The sequence below is a fragment of the Streptomyces sp. NPDC023573 genome, from assembly GCF_055559735.1.
The window spans coordinates 194,396-209,285 of record NZ_JBVHKB010000006.1 but is presented as its reverse complement, the minus strand read 5'-3'; the positions used below and the strand labels follow the sequence as shown (position 1 = coordinate 209,285).

13 protein-coding genes and 1 riboswitch are annotated in these 14,890 nt (G+C 71.5%); of the genes, 9 read left to right on the top strand and 4 right to left on the bottom strand.

Annotated elements, in window-relative coordinates; translation table 11 throughout:
• Positions 1 to 59: 59 nt before the first annotated feature.
• A complete protein-coding gene (locus tag ACZ32T_RS20995; protein ID WP_467368554.1) occupies positions 60 to 1,250 on the top strand; it encodes a hypothetical protein in 1,191 nt (396 codons plus the stop codon).
• Between the two features lie 254 nt (positions 1,251 to 1,504).
• On the opposite strand, the gene ACZ32T_RS20990 is transcribed toward ACZ32T_RS20995, so the two are convergent.
• The 3 genes from ACZ32T_RS20990 to ACZ32T_RS20980 all read right to left on the bottom strand — a co-directional run bounded on the left by ACZ32T_RS20990 (position 1,505) and on the right by ACZ32T_RS20980 (position 5,921).
• Entirely contained in the window at positions 1,505 to 3,907 is a 2,403-nt protein-coding gene (locus ACZ32T_RS20990) for a beta-N-acetylglucosaminidase domain-containing protein (RefSeq protein ID WP_467368261.1), read from the bottom strand.
• A 161-nt stretch (positions 3,908 to 4,068) separates the two neighbouring features.
• Positions 4,069 to 4,725 carry a response regulator gene (locus ACZ32T_RS20985; protein WP_467267140.1) on the bottom strand — a complete coding sequence of 219 codons (657 nt, stop codon included), beginning with the start codon at positions 4,723 to 4,725 and terminating at the stop codon, positions 4,069 to 4,071.
• A complete protein-coding gene (locus tag ACZ32T_RS20980) occupies positions 4,722 to 5,921 on the bottom strand; it encodes a sensor histidine kinase (protein ID WP_467267138.1) in 1,200 nt (399 codons plus the stop codon). Before ACZ32T_RS20980 ends, ACZ32T_RS20985 begins: the two co-directional genes overlap by 4 nt.
• 165 nt (positions 5,922 to 6,086) lie before the next feature.
• Here ACZ32T_RS20980 and ACZ32T_RS20975 point away from each other — a divergent pair, with 165 nt between their 5' ends.
• From ACZ32T_RS20975 to ACZ32T_RS20940, 8 genes are all read left to right on the top strand, one after another.
• Positions 6,087 to 7,073 (top strand): ABC transporter ATP-binding protein, encoded by a 987-nt coding sequence (locus ACZ32T_RS20975; protein ID WP_467267136.1) that lies wholly within the window; start codon positions 6,087 to 6,089, stop codon positions 7,071 to 7,073.
• Entirely contained in the window at positions 7,070 to 8,092 is a 1,023-nt protein-coding gene (locus ACZ32T_RS20970; protein ID WP_467368259.1) for an ABC transporter permease, read from the top strand. Before ACZ32T_RS20975 ends, ACZ32T_RS20970 begins: the two co-directional genes overlap by 4 nt.
• A 146-nt stretch (positions 8,093 to 8,238) precedes the next feature.
• Positions 8,239 to 8,976, top strand: coding sequence for an FHA domain-containing protein (locus tag ACZ32T_RS20965; RefSeq protein ID WP_467267131.1), 738 nt, complete (start codon positions 8,239 to 8,241; stop codon positions 8,974 to 8,976).
• On the top strand, positions 8,973 to 10,313 hold the full coding sequence (locus ACZ32T_RS20960) for a protein kinase domain-containing protein (protein ID WP_467368257.1): 1,341 nt from the start codon (positions 8,973 to 8,975) through the stop codon (positions 10,311 to 10,313). The genes ACZ32T_RS20965 and ACZ32T_RS20960 overlap by 4 nt, the downstream gene beginning before the upstream one ends.
• A 54-nt stretch (positions 10,314 to 10,367) precedes the next feature.
• A riboswitch (cobalamin riboswitch) is annotated at positions 10,368 to 10,550 on the top strand.
• 30 nt (positions 10,551 to 10,580) lie between these two features.
• Positions 10,581 to 11,291: an energy-coupling factor ABC transporter permease gene (locus tag ACZ32T_RS20955; protein ID WP_467267127.1), complete on the top strand. Its 711-nt coding sequence runs from the start codon at positions 10,581 to 10,583 to the stop codon at positions 11,289 to 11,291.
• On the top strand, positions 11,288 to 11,638 hold the full coding sequence (locus ACZ32T_RS20950) for an energy-coupling factor ABC transporter substrate-binding protein (protein WP_467267126.1): 351 nt from the start codon (positions 11,288 to 11,290) through the stop codon (positions 11,636 to 11,638). Before ACZ32T_RS20955 ends, ACZ32T_RS20950 begins: the two co-directional genes overlap by 4 nt.
• A 6-nt stretch (positions 11,639 to 11,644) precedes the next feature.
• Positions 11,645 to 12,394 (top strand): cobalt ECF transporter T component CbiQ, encoded by a 750-nt coding sequence (cbiQ, locus tag ACZ32T_RS20945; RefSeq protein WP_467368254.1) that lies wholly within the window; start codon positions 11,645 to 11,647, stop codon positions 12,392 to 12,394.
• Positions 12,391 to 13,257, top strand: coding sequence for an energy-coupling factor ABC transporter ATP-binding protein (locus ACZ32T_RS20940; protein WP_467368252.1), 867 nt, complete (start codon positions 12,391 to 12,393; stop codon positions 13,255 to 13,257). Before cbiQ ends, ACZ32T_RS20940 begins: the two co-directional genes overlap by 4 nt.
• 4 nt (positions 13,258 to 13,261) lie before the next feature.
• On the opposite strand, the gene ACZ32T_RS20935 is transcribed toward ACZ32T_RS20940, so the two are convergent.
• Entirely contained in the window at positions 13,262 to 14,884 is a 1,623-nt protein-coding gene (locus tag ACZ32T_RS20935; RefSeq protein WP_467368250.1) for a VWA domain-containing protein, read from the bottom strand.
• Positions 14,885 to 14,890 lie beyond the last annotated feature (6 nt).

The window sequence follows — 14,890 nt, the reverse complement described above, 5'->3', positions numbered from 1 at the left end:
GAGTTGGAGCAAGTCTCACGTTCCCCTGGAAAGGAAACCGCGTGCGCCACAGGCTCCGGATGTTCCGAACCGTGCTCGTCGCCGGGATCAGTGTCCCGGCCCTCCTCCTCGCCGCTCCCTCCCCCGGCATCGCCGCCGGGAGCGACGGCGCCGCCCGGCCGCCCGGACTGCCGTCCTACGTCTACGGGGGCACGTGGCCGACCAGCCATCTGCAGGGCGTGACCGTGGACCGCGAGCGCGACTCCGTCTACTGGTCGTTCACCCAGCAGCTGGTCAGGACCGACCTCGCCGGCAAGGTCCTCGGGACCGTCGAGGGGCTCACCGGCCACCTCGGGGACATCGACGTCGACGACCGGGACGGCAGGGTTTACGGATCGCTCGAGTACAAGTCGGCGGAATCCTTCTACATCGCCGTGTTCGACGCCCGGAAGATCGACCGGGTCGGAATGAACGCGGAGCGGGACGGCGTCATGACCGCGGTCCATCTCGACGAGGTGGCCGAGGACTTCACCGCCGACATGGACGGCAACGGCGTCTTCGACGGCGACACCGCCGACACCCCCGACCACCGCTACGGGTGCAGCGGCATCGACGGGGTGTCGTTCGGCCCCGAGTTCGGCAAGCGGGGCGGAAGGCAGACGCTGAAGGTCGCGTACGGCGTCTACTCCCACACCGGCAGGACAGACAACGACCACCAGGTGATCCTGCAGTACGACATCAGCATCTGGGGCAGGTACGCGCGGCCGCTCTCCCAGGACGCGCCGCACCACAGCGGCCCCCGCCGCCACGACGGCAAGTTCTTCGTCCGCACCGGCAACACCACCTACGGCGTGCAGAACCTCCAGTACGACCCGTACACCAGGAACTGGATCATGGCGGTCTACAAGGGCAGGAAGGAGGGGTTCCCGAACTACTCGTTCTTCACGGTCGACGGCTCCGTCGAGCCGGTACGCGGAGAGATCGAGGGCCAGCCCGCACGGGAGACCGGCAAGCTCCTCACCCTCCGCGAGGCCGGCCTGCGCGACGAGCCGACCGGCATCCGCGGCTGGGAGTTCCACGGCAGCTACGGGTTCGACGCTCTGGGCGACGGCCGCTACTACGTCGCACAGGGCCGGGCCGTGGAGCAGGACGGTGTCGTCGGGCAGGAGGGCGAGATCCGCCTGCACCGCTGGACGGGCGAGCCCCCGGGCCCCTTCGAGCCGCTCGGCCAGGGGCTTTCGTCCGGATCGGGCTCCCACTCCAGCGGGTGAGCGCGGGACGGCCGGTACGGTCCACAACTCGCACCCGCCGGACCGCGACGGACAACGCCCCGGTTCGGAACGGTTGAAGGGGGTCGACGAAGCCCGATGGTGCCGTTCCGCGCGAAGTCACCGGAACGACACGGCTGGGCCGCCGTCGCCTGGTGCCTGGAGCGGCTACCGCCGGTCAGAGGACCGCGGGGGCGCCACGACCGGTGAGGGCGGACGGCTGCCGCGCAACCGCCCGCCCTCGGTGTCATCGGCCGTCAGGAAGCGGTGGCTCCGTAGACGCCCATCTCGTGGACCGAGTAGCCCCAGGTCGTCTTCCGCTCGACCCCCTGCATGCGGACGTACCGCACGGTCTCGTCGGCGGCGAGCCGGACGACGTCGTTGCCGCAGGCGTCCGGGCGCCGCGTGGACGCGGTCTTCCACTCCTTCCCGTCCTGGGAGGTCTGGACGGTGTACTCCGTCGCACAGGCGCTCTCCCAGGCGAGGGTCACCGCGGCGACCTTCGCCGGGGCGGCGAGCTCGATCTGCACCCATGCGTCGTCCGAGTAGTCGGATGCCCAACGGGTGCCCATCAGCCCGTCGTTCACATGTCCGGGCGCCAGCCGGTCGAGGTCCTGCTCCACGCCGGACGCGGATGCCGTGCCCTTCAGGGCCAGGTTCTCCCCGCCTCCGGCGGAGCCCCAGAGCTGCAGCCGGACACCGGCCTGGACGAGGAAGGTGTCGAGCACCCCGTCGCCGACCTTGGGCTGGACCTTTCCCCAGGAGTTGCGCGGCGGGTCGACCCGCACGGCGCGGGCCCGCTGCTGGAGCTCGTCGGACTCGGCCAGCAGCCGGGCGGAGGTCTCCTCGTCCCCTGCCTGCCGGGCCTGGAGTGCGTCGAGCATCGTCACCATCGCCTTGCCCCACAGCTCGGTCGCGTCCAGCCAGGGTGCCGCGTCGACGGTGAAACCCTCTTCCACGGATCCGCCGCGGATCGTGGCCGGGGACCGCTCGACGGCATGGGCGTAGGTGCGCAGGGCCTTGACGGCGCCGGCACGGTCGCCCTCGTCCCATGTCCTCCAGAACTCCGCCGTGCGCCGGGCGAGTTCGGGCGCCTGGGGCTGCCAGGGAGTGGCGCCGAAGGTCGGGGCCATGTGTTCGAGGTCGCCGAGGACGAGCAGGGCCTCGGTGGCCTCGCGGTTGCCGCCCGCGAGATAGGACATGGCGTCACGCCAGTTCCTCTCCGCGTCGTACGCCCGGTCGTTCCAGGTGAAGTCGGCGGCCCCGAAGACGGCGACCTTGCTCGCGTACGGCTGGTTCATGGGGTTGGCCACGATGCCGGAGATGTGCTCGGACAGGCCCGCCTCCCGCTTGTCGTACGGTGCGAGCAGCAGCCGTCCGCCGGTGTTGCCGAAGTCGTTGACCGGGTAGTTGTCCCACACGAAGACCTTGCGGCCGAAGGCCGTCGCCGCCTGCTCCGCCTGAGCGTTGGTGATCCGTTCCGGCACGACGCCCACGCCGGTCCACATCACCTCGACCGCGGGGTCCAGCGTGTCCCGTATCGCCTTCTTGTAGGCCGTTTCCGAGAGGTCGGAGTACTCGGTGGGCACCATCTGCAGGGGCCATGTGCCCTCGTGGGTGGCGATGAAGTCGCGCTGTACGTCGTTGAGCAGGTCGACCTGGGCCTTTCCGGCCGCTCCCCTGCCCGGCTCTCCGTACGCCTCCCGGTCGCCCTCGCAGTTCCAGGCGGCGTAGTCGATGTCGTCGAGCGGGAGGGAGAAGGCGCGGGTCCCGAGGTCGTACAGCGCCTGGAGCTTGTCCTTGAGCGCCTTGCGGTCGGCGGGGTCGGAGTAGCAGATCGACTCCCCGGGGGAGACGGCGAAGGTGAAGCGGACGTGGTTCGCCGTGGCCCGTTCCACCAGCTCGCCCAGCTCCGCCAGCTTGTCGGCCGGATAGGGTTCGCGCCATTCACCCCGGTGGTAGGGGTCGTCCTTGGGCGCGTAGATGTACGTGTTCGCCTTGACGTCCCCGTAGAAGTCCATCTGGTCGAGGCGTTCGGCGGGGGTCCAGGGCTGGCCGTAGAAGCCCTCGATGGTGCCCCGTAGCGGCATCGACGGGAAGTCGCTGACGCGTACACCGGACACCTTCCAGCCGTGGTGTCCGGAGCGGACGAACAGCTGGCGCAGGGTCTGCACGGCGTAGAACTGGCCGGCGCCGTCCTTGCCGCCGAGGGTGATCCGGGAGCCCGCTCCGGTGCGTGAGACGCGCAGCGCGTAGCCCTCCGCGTGGTCGGGAACCGCCGTGTCGGCGAGTCCCGCCGCGATGTCGGAGCGTGCGGCCGGGCCCAGCCGTACGGTGAGCAGTCCGGCGGCGGCCCCGGGAACCTTTCCGGGAGCGACGATGTCCACCCGGTGGGCGCCGTGTGCCTTCAGTTCGCGGACGAGGCGGTCGCGGGCGGCGGCGTCCGTGTCCTTGTCCGCGACGACGAGCACCCGGCCCGTCACGACGGCGTCCGCGCCTGCCCGGGCGAGGGACTGCGGGGCCGGGGAGACCGACGGCACGGCTGCGGCAGCGCGGGGGGTGGTCTCGTCGGCGGCGGCCGGGAATGCGTCGAGCGCCAGGGTGCTTGCGAGTGCGAAGCACACCCCGAGCACCGTGGCGGCCTTCAGGTTTCTTCCCATGAGCTCTCCAAGCATGGTCTAGACCATCAATTGCCCTTGCTCTCATGGATGGTGCGGCGTCGGGAGCCAAGAGGTAAGACGTATGGGGTCTAGACCTCTTCACCACTCCCCTTTACTCTGGCCAACACGGCCACCAACGGCCCCGACTTGGCATGCCCAGCTCACTGCCGACCGTCGACCAGACCGGATTCCCAGGCCCACGCGGCGATCTCCACACGGTTGCGGGCGGACAGCTTGATCTGGACGTTGGCGAGGTGCGTCTTCACCGTGCCCACCGAGATGGACAGCTCGACGGCGATCTCGGCGTTGGTCAGTCCTCTGGCCACCAGACGCACCAGGTCCTTCTCCCGTGCGGAGAGCGCGGTGTGCGGCTCCCGGTGCGCGGGCGTCGCGCTGTTGAGGCGCCGCAGCAACCGTACGGTGATGGCCGGGCTCACCAGCGCCTCGCCGGAAGCGGCCGCCCTGATGGCCTCGACGAGCAGGGCAGGGCCCGAGTCCTTGATCAGGAACCCGGAGGCGCCTTCGCCCAGGGCCCGCTGGACGTACTCGTCGTCGTCGAACGTCGTGACCACGACGACCTTCGGCGGGTCCACGGTGCCTGGGCGGGTCAGCCTGCGCAACGCCTCCAGACCGTCCATGCGGGGCATGCGGATGTCCATCAGCACCACGTCGGGCCGGTGGCGCTCGGCGAGCTCCACCGCGAACACCCCGTCCGAGGCCTCCGCCACGACGTCGATGTCGTCCTCCGCGGCGAGGATCATCGCGAACCCCGCACGGACCATCGCCTGGTCGTCGGCGATCAGCACACGGATCGTCATCGGGCCGCCACCTCCGCCGTGGACACGGGAAGCGTCGCCTCGACGCCCCAGCCGCCCGCTGTCACCGGGCCCGCCTGGACACGTCCGCCGATCAGGCCCACCCGCTCGGCCAGGCCCTTCAGCCCGAAGCCGCTCCGGGAGACCTGGCGCGGGCGCCCGTCGTCGCTGACCCGCACGGTGAGCCGTTCTCCCGAGCGGTCCACACGCACCCGCACCTCGGTGCAGCCATGGGCGTGCTTGCGTACGTTGGTGAGGGCCTCCATCACCACACGGTGCGCGGTGGTGGTCACCTCCACCGGCAGGTCGTCGAAGGTCCCTTCCACTTCGAGCCGCGCCCGGGCGCCTCCGACGGCCGAGAACTCCTCCACCAGGGAACGCACTTCGCCGATGCCCGCCAGCGGCGTCAGCGCCACTTCCCCGTCGGCGTCGCGCAGCATCCCCACCATGTGCCGCATGGACGTCAGCGCCTCGGAGCCCGCCTGCTCGATTCTCCGCAGCGCCGGCGGCACCAGTTCGGGCCGCCGGTCCGCGATCGCGTGGGCACCCTGTGCCTGGACGACGATGCCGGTCACGTGGTGGGCGACGAAGTCGTGCAGATCCCTGGCGAACTCCGTCCGCTGCTCCAGCCTGAGGGCCGCGGCCTGCCGTCGCCGGTCCGCCAGGAGCAGGCGCATACCCAGGCCGACGCCCAGTGCCGTCACCGCTGCCAGCGCGAAGAGCAGCGCGAAGATGGTGGTGGACTGCCGAACCGAGACCGATACCGGCCGCAGCACGATCGCCATGAGGAGCACGGGGAGGGCCACCGCCGCCCACGAGGGCGCCCCGCGCCGGGCGACGACCAGCAGGATCCACACCAGAGCCGCCGGTTCGGCGTATCCCAGCGCCTCCGCCCCGACCCTCATCTCCAGGTGCAGCGACACCGAGAGACACAGCGACATCACCGCCAGCGTGCAGCCGGCCGCCGGCAGCGCCCTGCTGCCGAGGCGGGGCGAAGCGACGACCAGAGCGATGGCCAGCAGGGCGCCCCCCAGCTTGACGGTGCCCAGCACCGAGTCACCGGGTCCCCCGATCCGGTAGAAATCGCCGCCCACCCAGTCCATCACGACGAGGCCGGTCAGGGCCACGACCAGAACCAGCCGGACCGTGACAAGCAGCTGCGGATGGTCCTTGGCCCGTGTGGCTGTGGGTGCGGCCAACCTCGCCGGCATCTCTCTCACCGTCCTCCCGCCGACCGGCCGAAAGTCGGAGTCGGCCGCGCATGATCTGTCTTTTGCCTGATCCGCCGCAGGCCACGGCGGAGAAGAGTGGTGTCCACCGGGGCGGCGTGTCATAGCCGACCCTCCCACACGCACAGGAGTCACATGAACCACGCAGAGGTGCACCACGGAAGCGGGCCGGGGTTCGGGCGGCCCGTCGGCGCGGCTGCGATCGAGGCCCATGGGCTCGGCAAGCAGTACCGGCGCGGCTGGGCGCTGCGGGACGTCTCCTTCCAGCTGCCTGCCGGGCGGGTGTGCGGCCTGGTCGGTCCGAACGGCGCCGGCAAGAGCACACTGATGGGCCTGGCCACCCACATGATCCGGCCGACGACCGGCGCCCTGCGGGTGTTCGGCGCGGCGCCGGGGTCGGCGGAGGCCGTCCTGAGGACCGCGTTCCTGACCCAGGAGAAGCCGTTGTTCCGGCGCTTCACCGTCGCGGAGACCCTGCGACTGGGCCACGAGCTCAACCCCTGCTGGGACCAGGAGGTCGCCGAGGGCATCGTCCGCGCCGGCCAGGTGCCGCTGAAGGCGAAGGTCGGCACACTGTCCGGGGGGCAGCGCACCCGCGTCGCCTTCGCCCTGGCTTTCGGGAAGCGCCCTGACCTGCTCATCCTCGACGAGCCGATGGCCGATCTGGACCCGCTGGTCCGCCGCGAGCTCATGGCCACCCTGACGGCGGAGGCCGCCCAGCACGGCACCACGGTGCTGGTCTCCTCGCACATGCTTGCCGAGCTGGAGCACATCTGCGACTACCTCCTCGTCATCGCGAACGGGGGGCTGCGCCTCGCCGGCGAGGTGGACGAACTACGCGCCGCTCACGCCCTGATCGACGCCCCGGGAGGCAGCACCTCCCCCGCCCTCGCGGCGCACCGGGTCGTCGAGCCTCACAACGAGGGCCGACCGGGCGTCCTGGTGCGCCTCGGCGGACCGGTCGGGAACGGCAGTCCGGCCGCCGAGCCGCCCACCCTGGAGGAGCTCCTGCTCGCCTACCTGCGGTCACCCGACGCGCCTTCCCTGATCGCCCCCAGCGCCCGCGTCGGCGACATCCACGACATCATCACCCACGACCGTACGAAGGCTGTGACCGCATGACCACGCTCACTCACGACCCGGCCCGCACAACGCCCACCCGGTCAGCACGCAACCACTGGATCCCCCGGCTGGGCGGGCCGGTCTGGCTGGTCTGGCGCCAGCACCGCGCCGCGTTCTGGACGCTCATCGCCGTCACTCTCCTCGGCGTGGTCGTCATGGTTCACCTGCGCGGGCAGATGATGGACTACCTGGCCACCCAGGACCCGACCTCGCGGAGGGCCGGCGGCCTGCCGCCCGAGTTCGAGGCGCACGCCCAGCGTCTGTTCAGCATCGGGAACTACCTCGGCTACGTCCCCGTCCTGGCCGGTGTCTTCCTCGGGGCCCCGCTCATCGCCGGCGACCTGGAGAGCGGCACGGCCAAACTGGTGACCTCGCAGTCCGTCAGCCGACTGCGGTGGCTCATCACGAAACTGGCCGTTCCCGCCGTGATGCTCGCCCTGTCCACCGGCGTGCTCAGCGCCGTCCTCACCTGGTGGTGGCACCCGGTCAAGGGCTTGTCCAGCGGACTCATCTGGACCTCCTTCTTCAGTGTCACGGGGGTCACACCGGTGGCCTACGCCCTGCTCACGTTCACGGTGGGTGTGGCAGCCGGCCTGATCCTGCGCCGCACGCTGGTGTCGATGGTGGTCACGCTGGGCATCGTCGTGGCGATCGGCTTCGTCTGGGACGAGCTCTGGCGGAGTCTGGGGCATGTCATGTCGCTCACCACCGACAAGGGCGTCGGGCCCGGTGCGGCACCGCCGGAGCTGCCCACCGAGGCCGAGCAGCTGGGGCAGGGCACCTACTTCCTCACCAGCTCCGGTGACCGCCTGGACTGGACCACCTGTCTCGACCGGATCGAGGACGACCGGGCGCACACCGCCTGCCTGGAGTCCAAGCACGTCATCGGCTGGTCCCTGGACTACCTCCCCGTCACGCAGATGGACACGATGCAGTGGCTCGGAGCCGGCGTCATGCTCGCGGTCACCGCCGCCGTCGCCACGTTCGTGATCCTCTGGGGGCGCAAGCGGCTCCTGTGACCCCTGGTCCCCGGGCCGCAGCCGCCGCCGGTGTACGCCGACCCGCCGAGCAGGCCGCACCGCTGGGTTCTGCTCCGCCACCTGCGTAGGCTTTCCGGCGTTGAACTGGGGAGAGTTGACCCCGATGGATCGGGGAGGGGGACCTCATGTACAGCGTCATCGTCGTGCCGCCGTCGTGCGGCGACGTCAAGGATCAGATCAGGATCACCGCAGGCGAGCGCGTGACTTTCGGCCGGTCCGGGAGCGACGGAGGTTTCGCCGTCGTACACGCGGGGGTGGCCAGGGTCGCCGGGGAGATCGTCGCGCACAGGACCTTCTGGCTGCTGAGCAACTTCAGCGAGGACCAGACGTACGTGGTGGAGAACCCGGAGGGCGCCGGGGAGCACATCAAGGTCGCGCCGGGCCGGCTGGAGGCGCCCGTGCCCTTCGAGTTCGGGCGTGTGGTCCTGCCGGCCTCGGGTGATCTGCTCACTTTCGACGTCTGGGCGCCTCGACACGCGTTCCGCAGCGTCCCGCGCCACGGACTCGACGGGTCCGCCACCGTCCCGGCCTTCGTACTCGACCGCACCAAGCGCTACTTCGCCGTGCTGGCGGCACTGTGCGAACCCAGGCTGCGCGGTACGACCAGCGCCCCGCTGCCGGCCGTCGAACAGCTCATGGACCGGCTCCGTCCGACCTGGCCCACGGTCAGCCGGTCGGCCGTCTACTGGAACATCGACTATCTGTCCGTGAAGCTGCGGTTGCGCCCCGACCGGATCGCCGCGGAACCCGGTCAGCGTGTCCACGGGAAGAAGGAGTCCCTCGTCGCGCTCGCGCTCCGCTTCGACCTGGTCCGGGAGGACGACCTCGTGGTGCTCACACCTGTCGGAAAGGTGGCGCAATGAGCGGGCAGCTGTACGCGGTCTCCGTCCCCAAGGGCTACCGGGTGGGCTCCTGGGAAGTCGGCGGACCCATCGCCTCCGGGGCGTTCGCCACCGTCTACACGGGGCGGCGCGTGGGCGCCGGCGATGTCACCGAGCCGGATCTGCCCGAGCGGGCCGCGCTGAAGTTCCTGCCCACCGGCACCCGCACTCCACGTCAGCTCAGCCATCTGCGCGAACTGACCGAGCGTGAGATCGACTTGCTGGCCAGGCTCCGCACGCCCCGCCTCATCCGCATGTACGAGACGCTGACGGTCGACGACCCGGGCCGCCCGGAGCTGGACGGCTCCACCGTCCTCGTCCTGGAGCGGGCCGAGGCCGATCTGAACCAGCTCCTGGAGCGCACCCCGGTCCCGGAGGCGGGACCGTCCCTGCTCGCGCAGATCTGTGAGGGTCTGCACCAGCTGCACCACGCGGGATGGGTGCACGGAGACCTGAAGCCGGCCAACGTGCTGCTCCTGAAGGACGGTTCGGCCCGGCTGGCCGACTTCAACATGGCGGCCGAACTGGAAGGCACCCACGCCTACGCCCCGGCGTTCGCCACCCCCGACTACACCCCGCCCGAGCTGTTCTGGCCGGAGATCGACGAGCGCGGCACGCGCATCCGCCCCACCTGCGACATCTGGGCCTTCGGCGTCCTCGCCCATGTCGTCCTGACCGGGTCGTTCCCGCTGCCGGGCGCGACCGCTGAGGCCCGGGCCGACGCGGCGACGCAGTACGCGCGCGGTGGTGCGGAACTGCGCCTGTCCCCCGCCCTCCCCGACGGCTGGCGTGACATCGTGCGGGAGTGCCTGGCCCCCACGCACGAGCGACGTCTCGCGGACGCCGGCGCGCTGCTCCGCCGGGTGGAGCGGCTCGCGGGCGCCTCCCGTTCGGCGAGGCTGCCGAGACTGCGGCCGAGACGGTGGCGGCGCCTGCCCGTCGCGGCGGCACTCGTGGCGGCGCTGCTGGGGGGAGCCGCGTACACCTTCCTGCCGGACACCGCGGAGCCCAGCGCGGCCCCGCCCACCTGTGAGAGACCCGTGGTGTACGAGGACACGCACGGCCGCGGCTACATGGCGGGCCACAGCGGCACCTGGGACTTCAGCATCAGGCGGGGAGACGGAGGCAGCCAGGTCAGGGAGGCCCAGTGCCTGCTCAGACACCTGCACGGCATCACCGAGGTCGGCGAGGTGGACGGCGACTTCGGGCCCATGACGCATGGAGCCGTCGTCACCTTTCAGGAACGGGCAGGGCTGGACGCGGACGGGACGGTCGGCCCGGAGACCTGGCGCGCCCTCCGCAAGGCGGAAGAACCGTGACGGTGGCCGCCCTCGGCGGCCTCGGGCCCGCTTGTCATCGCCCCCCGCCCGGCACTACTGTCGCCACGCCTTGGTGATCGGGAAATCGGTGTGATGCCGGTGCGGCCCTCGCCACTGTGATCGGGAAGTCCGGCTCCGGCCCTCACGGGCAGCCACTGGGTCCTTGTGACCCGGGAAGGCGGAGTTCGGGCGGTGTTACCCGTAAGCCAGGAGACCGGCCAAGGCACTTCAACCATCCACGAGGTGCTGGAGAGGGTCTGCTGAGCCATGCACATAGCCGAGGGTTTCCTGCCTCCGGCGCACGCGATCGCCTGGGGTGTCGCGTCCGCGCCGTTCGTCGTCCACGGAGTCCGCTCACTCACGCGTGAAGTCCGGGAGAACCCCGAGAGCACACTGCTCCTGGGGGCTTCCGGGGCCTTCACGTTCGTTCTTTCCGCTTTGAAGATCCCCTCCGTGACCGGGAGTTGCTCCCACCCCACGGGCACGGGGCTGGGTGCCATCCTGTTCCGCCCGCCGGTCATGGCGGTCCTGGGCACCATCACCCTGCTGTTCCAGGCGCTCCTGCTCGCCCACGGCGGGCTGACCACGCTGGGTGCCAACGTCTTCTCGATGGCGATCGTCGGGCCCTGGGCGGGGTACGCCGTCTACAGGCTGCTGCGCCGGTACGGTGTGCCGCTGATGGTGGGGGTGTTCTTCGGCGCGTTCGTCGCCGACCTGTCGACGTACTGCGTCACGAGCGTGCAGCTGGCGCTCGCCTTCCCGGACCCGGGCAGCGGCTTCCTGGGCGCGCTCGGCAAGTTCGGCTCCATCTTCGCGGTCACCCAGATCCCGCTGGCGGTGAGCGAGGGGCTCCTGACCGTCCTGGTCATGCGGCTCCTGGTGCAGTCCAGCAAGGGAGATCTGACCCGGCTCGGCGTGTTCCTCGCCGGAAGGCGGGACCGGACCAGGACGGACGGAACCGAGGCGGTGGCCCGATGAACAGGAACACGAGGATCAACGCCCTTCTGCTGCTCGTCGTGGCCGCGCTGGCCGTCCTGCCGCTGGCCCTCGGCCTCGGCGACGACGAGAAGGAGCCCTTCGCGGGAGCCGATGCCCAGGCCGAGACCGCGATCACCGAGATCGATCCCGGGTACGAACCCTGGTTCTCCCCGCTGTACGAACCACCGTCGGGCGAGATCGAGTCGGCGCTCTTCGCCCTCCAGGCCGCATTGGGCGCGGGCGTACTCGCCTACTACTTCGGCCTGCGACGCGGGCGCCGTCAGGGCGAGCTGCGCGCGGCCACGCGGCAGGAGAGCGCCGGGGAGCCGGCGGCCCGGGAGAACTGAGCGCTCGTGCTGCCGATCGACGCGGCGGCGCACAGCAGTCGCTGGCGCCGCCGCCATCCCGTGGACAAAGCCGTACTCGGTCTGGGACTCACGGTCCTGGCGATCTCGCTGCCGCCCTGGCCCGGAGCCGCGCTGATCCTCCTCACCGCCGTCGCCGTGCTGCTGGGGCCTGCCGGTGTGCCCGCCCGCCACCTCTGGCGGGCCTACCGGGTCCCCCTGGGCTTCTGCGTCACCGGGGCGGCCACGCTGCTCGTCCAGGTGGGCGGGCCGGAAGGACTCGTGACCCTGGCCGACGGGGGGCCGGCCCGTGCCGGTGAGCTGCTGCTGCGCACCTCCGCGGCATCGCTCGGGGTCCTGCTGTTCGCCTTCACCACCCCGATGTCCGACCTGCTGCCCCGCCTGGTCAAGGCGGGGGTGCCGGCGCCTGTGGTGGACGTCGCCCTGGTGACGTACCGCATGAGCTTCCTGCTCCTGGACTCGGTGCGCCGGATCCGGGAGGCCCAGGCCGCCCGGCTCGGGCACACCACTCGGGCCGCCGCCTGGCGGTCGCTGGCGGGGCTCGGGGCCACCGCGTTCGTCAGGGCCTTCGACCGCGCGGCACGGCTCCAGGCCGGTCTCGCCGGGCGCGGTCACGACGGGACCCTGCGTGTCCTGGTCCCCGACGCCCGTGTCTCCGGCCGGTTCGTGGCCGTGAGCATCGCCCTGCTCGCGGCCCTCACCGCGCTGACCCTCGTCCTGGAAAGGCCCCTTTCATGAGCGCATCCGCACTGCTCGCCCTCCGGGACGCGTCCTTCGGGTACGAGGACGGGCCTGCCGTGCTCAGCGGCCTCGACTTCGAGGCGCGGGCGGGGCGTGCGCTCGCCCTGCTCGGCCGGAACGGCAGTGGGAAGACCACGCTGATGCGTCTGCTCAGCGGCGGGTTGCGCCCCCGCGAGGGCCAGTTGACGGTGGAGGGCCACCCGGTCACGTACGACCGGAAGGGCCTGACCCGGCTGCGTACGACGGTCCAGCTGGTGGGGCAGGACCCGGACGACCAGTTGTTCGCCGCGTCCGTCTCGCAGGACGTGTCCTTCGGGCCGCTGAATCTCGGGCTCTCCGACAGCGAGGTGCGGGCCCGGGTGGACGAGGCGCTGGGCGCGCTCGACATCATGGCGCTGGCGGACCGGCCCACCCACCTGCTCTCGTACGGGCAGCGCAAGCGGACCGCCATCGCGGGCGCGGTCGCGATGAGGCCCCGGATGCTGATCCTCGACGAGCCGACCGCCGGTCTGGACCCGGACGGTCAGGAGCGGCTGCTCGCCACGCTGGGCACCCTCCGGGAGAGCGGCACCACCGTCATGATGGCGACCCACGACGTCGACCTGGCCCTGCGCTGGGCCGACGACGCCGCGCTCCTCACTCCCTCGGGCGTCCGAGCCGGGCCGGCTCCGGCGATGCTCGCCCGTACGGATCTCCTGGAGGAGGCCGGACTGCGGCTGCCGTGGGGCGTCGCGACCGCCCGGCTGCTGCGCGCGCACGGCCTGCTGGACGCGTCGGCGCCCGGCCCCCGCACCCCCGAGGAGCTCGCGGGTTTCGCCTCGTCCGCCGACGGCGGGGGGCAGGCCAACACCCGCCGGTGAGCGGTCAGATGAGGCGGAAGAGGTCGCCGGCGGCATGGACGTCGGTGAGGTCCTCGATGGTGCGGAGGTTGTCGCACAACGCGTCCAGGACGGTGCCGGGTGCGGCGGCCTTCGTGGCCCCGACGGCCACACCGAAGGAGCGGAAGCCCAGCGTGTGCTTGGCGTCGTTCCAGCTGCGCATCCACTGCTCGCTGACGTCGCACTCCCCGTCGGTGATCATCACGATGTCGCCGCGTCGGCGCCCGTCCGAGTTGAACTCCTCGTCCAGCAGCCTGACGGCCGCCGCGAGCGGGGTCCTGAACTCGGTACCGCCTCCGAAGAAGTGCTCGGCGAAGTCGAGGACGCCGGCGATGCCGGCCGGCTGCGAGCCCGGGAAACGGCACACCTTCACGGAGTCGGACGAGGAGAAGAGGATCCCGACGAAGTCACGGCGCGCCCGGCGGGCCTGGTCCAGCAGCGCCAGGGCGCAGGCCTTGGCCCACGCCTCCCGCGTGACACCACCGGTGCCGGACTCCAGCATCGAGTACGAGCAGTCGACACAGGCGATGATGGCGCCCTTTCCCGTGGTCTGCTCCCCCCGGCTGTCGTAGAGCATCAGCCGCGACTCGGCGTACCTCGCGGCGAACACGCTTCTCATGGCCGGCACGCCGAGGTTGGCCAGCTCGGAGGGGATGACCCGGGAGAGGTCGTCGCCCAGGGTGATTCCGACCAGTTCGCCCGGGCCCTGCTCGACCTTGCGGGCACGTTCCCCCTCGGCCATCTGCCTGAACCGGCCGATGAGGTCCGCGAACCGCCCCAGCCGGCCCGAGCGCAGCCGCTCGGCGAGCCGGGCACGGCGGTCGAACGGCATCCGCTCCAGCTCGCCCGGTCCCACACCCCACGCGCGCATCAGCTCGGCCTCCTCGCGGGACTGCCCGGCGGCCTTGCCCGAGCCGCTCCGGGCGGCTGCGCGGATACCCGGAGCCGCGGCGGCGAGTGCCTGCCCGGCCTCCTGGGCCGCCTGCCGCGCTGCGGCGTCGGCGGCCTCGGCCGTCTCGACGGCCCGCGTCAGGGCGTCGGCCGTGGTGTCCGGCACCGTGCCGTCCTCCTCCGCCTCCCCGGCGGCCTGCTGGAGCGCAACGGTGGCGGCGGCCGCCGCGTGCTCGGCCCGCTCCCGCGCGCTTTTCGCCCGCCCGGCCCGGTCAGCCGCCTCCTTGGCCAGTTCCAGCATCAGGCGCAGGGTGTCGGACTGGGCGAGCACGGCCGTCGCGGCGGCGTAGGGGTCGCCGGACGTCTCGCGGTGCAGCTCGGCGAACTCCGGGCTGCCCGTCATGGCCGTGAGAACCTGGTGGTTGACCAGCCGTGAGGGGTCCATCTCGGCCCGCTCGCGCACCTGCGGGCTCACCTTGTAGGCGGCCAGGAACACGTCCGCGAGCAGGTCCTCGGTGTGGTCGTAGCGTTCGTTCAGATCCTTCGCGAGTCGCTGCAGTCCGGTGGCCTGGGCGTAGGTGTCGCGCCAGGCCATCGTGTCGAACCGGTCGCCGAACACCGCGGCGTGCGCCTCCGGGCGGCGGACCTCCGCGGGCGGCACCGGCCACCTGACGGCACGGTCCGTCAGATCCGTGATCCCGCCGGTTCTCTCCTCCATGGCCGT

What these genes read in the sequence shown, in the direction of transcription:
- ACZ32T_RS20995 (WP_467368554.1), top strand. Translation starts at nt 60, where the DNA reads ATGTTCCGAACCGTGCTCGTCGCCGGGATCAGTGTCCCGGCCCTCCTC.
- ACZ32T_RS20990 (WP_467368261.1), bottom strand. Translation starts at nt 3,907, where the DNA reads ATGGGAAGAAACCTGAAGGCCGCCACGGTGCTCGGGGTGTGCTTCGCA.
- ACZ32T_RS20985 (WP_467267140.1), bottom strand. Translation starts at nt 4,725, where the DNA reads ATGACGATCCGTGTGCTGATCGCCGACGACCAGGCGATGGTCCGTGCG.
- ACZ32T_RS20975 (WP_467267136.1), top strand. Translation starts at nt 6,087, where the DNA reads ATGAACCACGCAGAGGTGCACCACGGAAGCGGGCCGGGGTTCGGGCGG.
- ACZ32T_RS20970 (WP_467368259.1), top strand. Translation starts at nt 7,070, where the DNA reads ATGACCACGCTCACTCACGACCCGGCCCGCACAACGCCCACCCGGTCA.
- ACZ32T_RS20965 (WP_467267131.1), top strand. Translation starts at nt 8,239, where the DNA reads ATGTACAGCGTCATCGTCGTGCCGCCGTCGTGCGGCGACGTCAAGGAT.
- ACZ32T_RS20960 (WP_467368257.1), top strand. Translation starts at nt 8,973, where the DNA reads ATGAGCGGGCAGCTGTACGCGGTCTCCGTCCCCAAGGGCTACCGGGTG.
- ACZ32T_RS20955 (WP_467267127.1), top strand. Translation starts at nt 10,581, where the DNA reads ATGCACATAGCCGAGGGTTTCCTGCCTCCGGCGCACGCGATCGCCTGG.
- ACZ32T_RS20950 (WP_467267126.1), top strand. Translation starts at nt 11,288, where the DNA reads ATGAACAGGAACACGAGGATCAACGCCCTTCTGCTGCTCGTCGTGGCC.
- ACZ32T_RS20940 (WP_467368252.1), top strand. Translation starts at nt 12,391, where the DNA reads ATGAGCGCATCCGCACTGCTCGCCCTCCGGGACGCGTCCTTCGGGTAC.
- ACZ32T_RS20935 (WP_467368250.1), bottom strand. Translation starts at nt 14,884, where the DNA reads ATGGAGGAGAGAACCGGCGGGATCACGGATCTGACGGACCGTGCCGTC.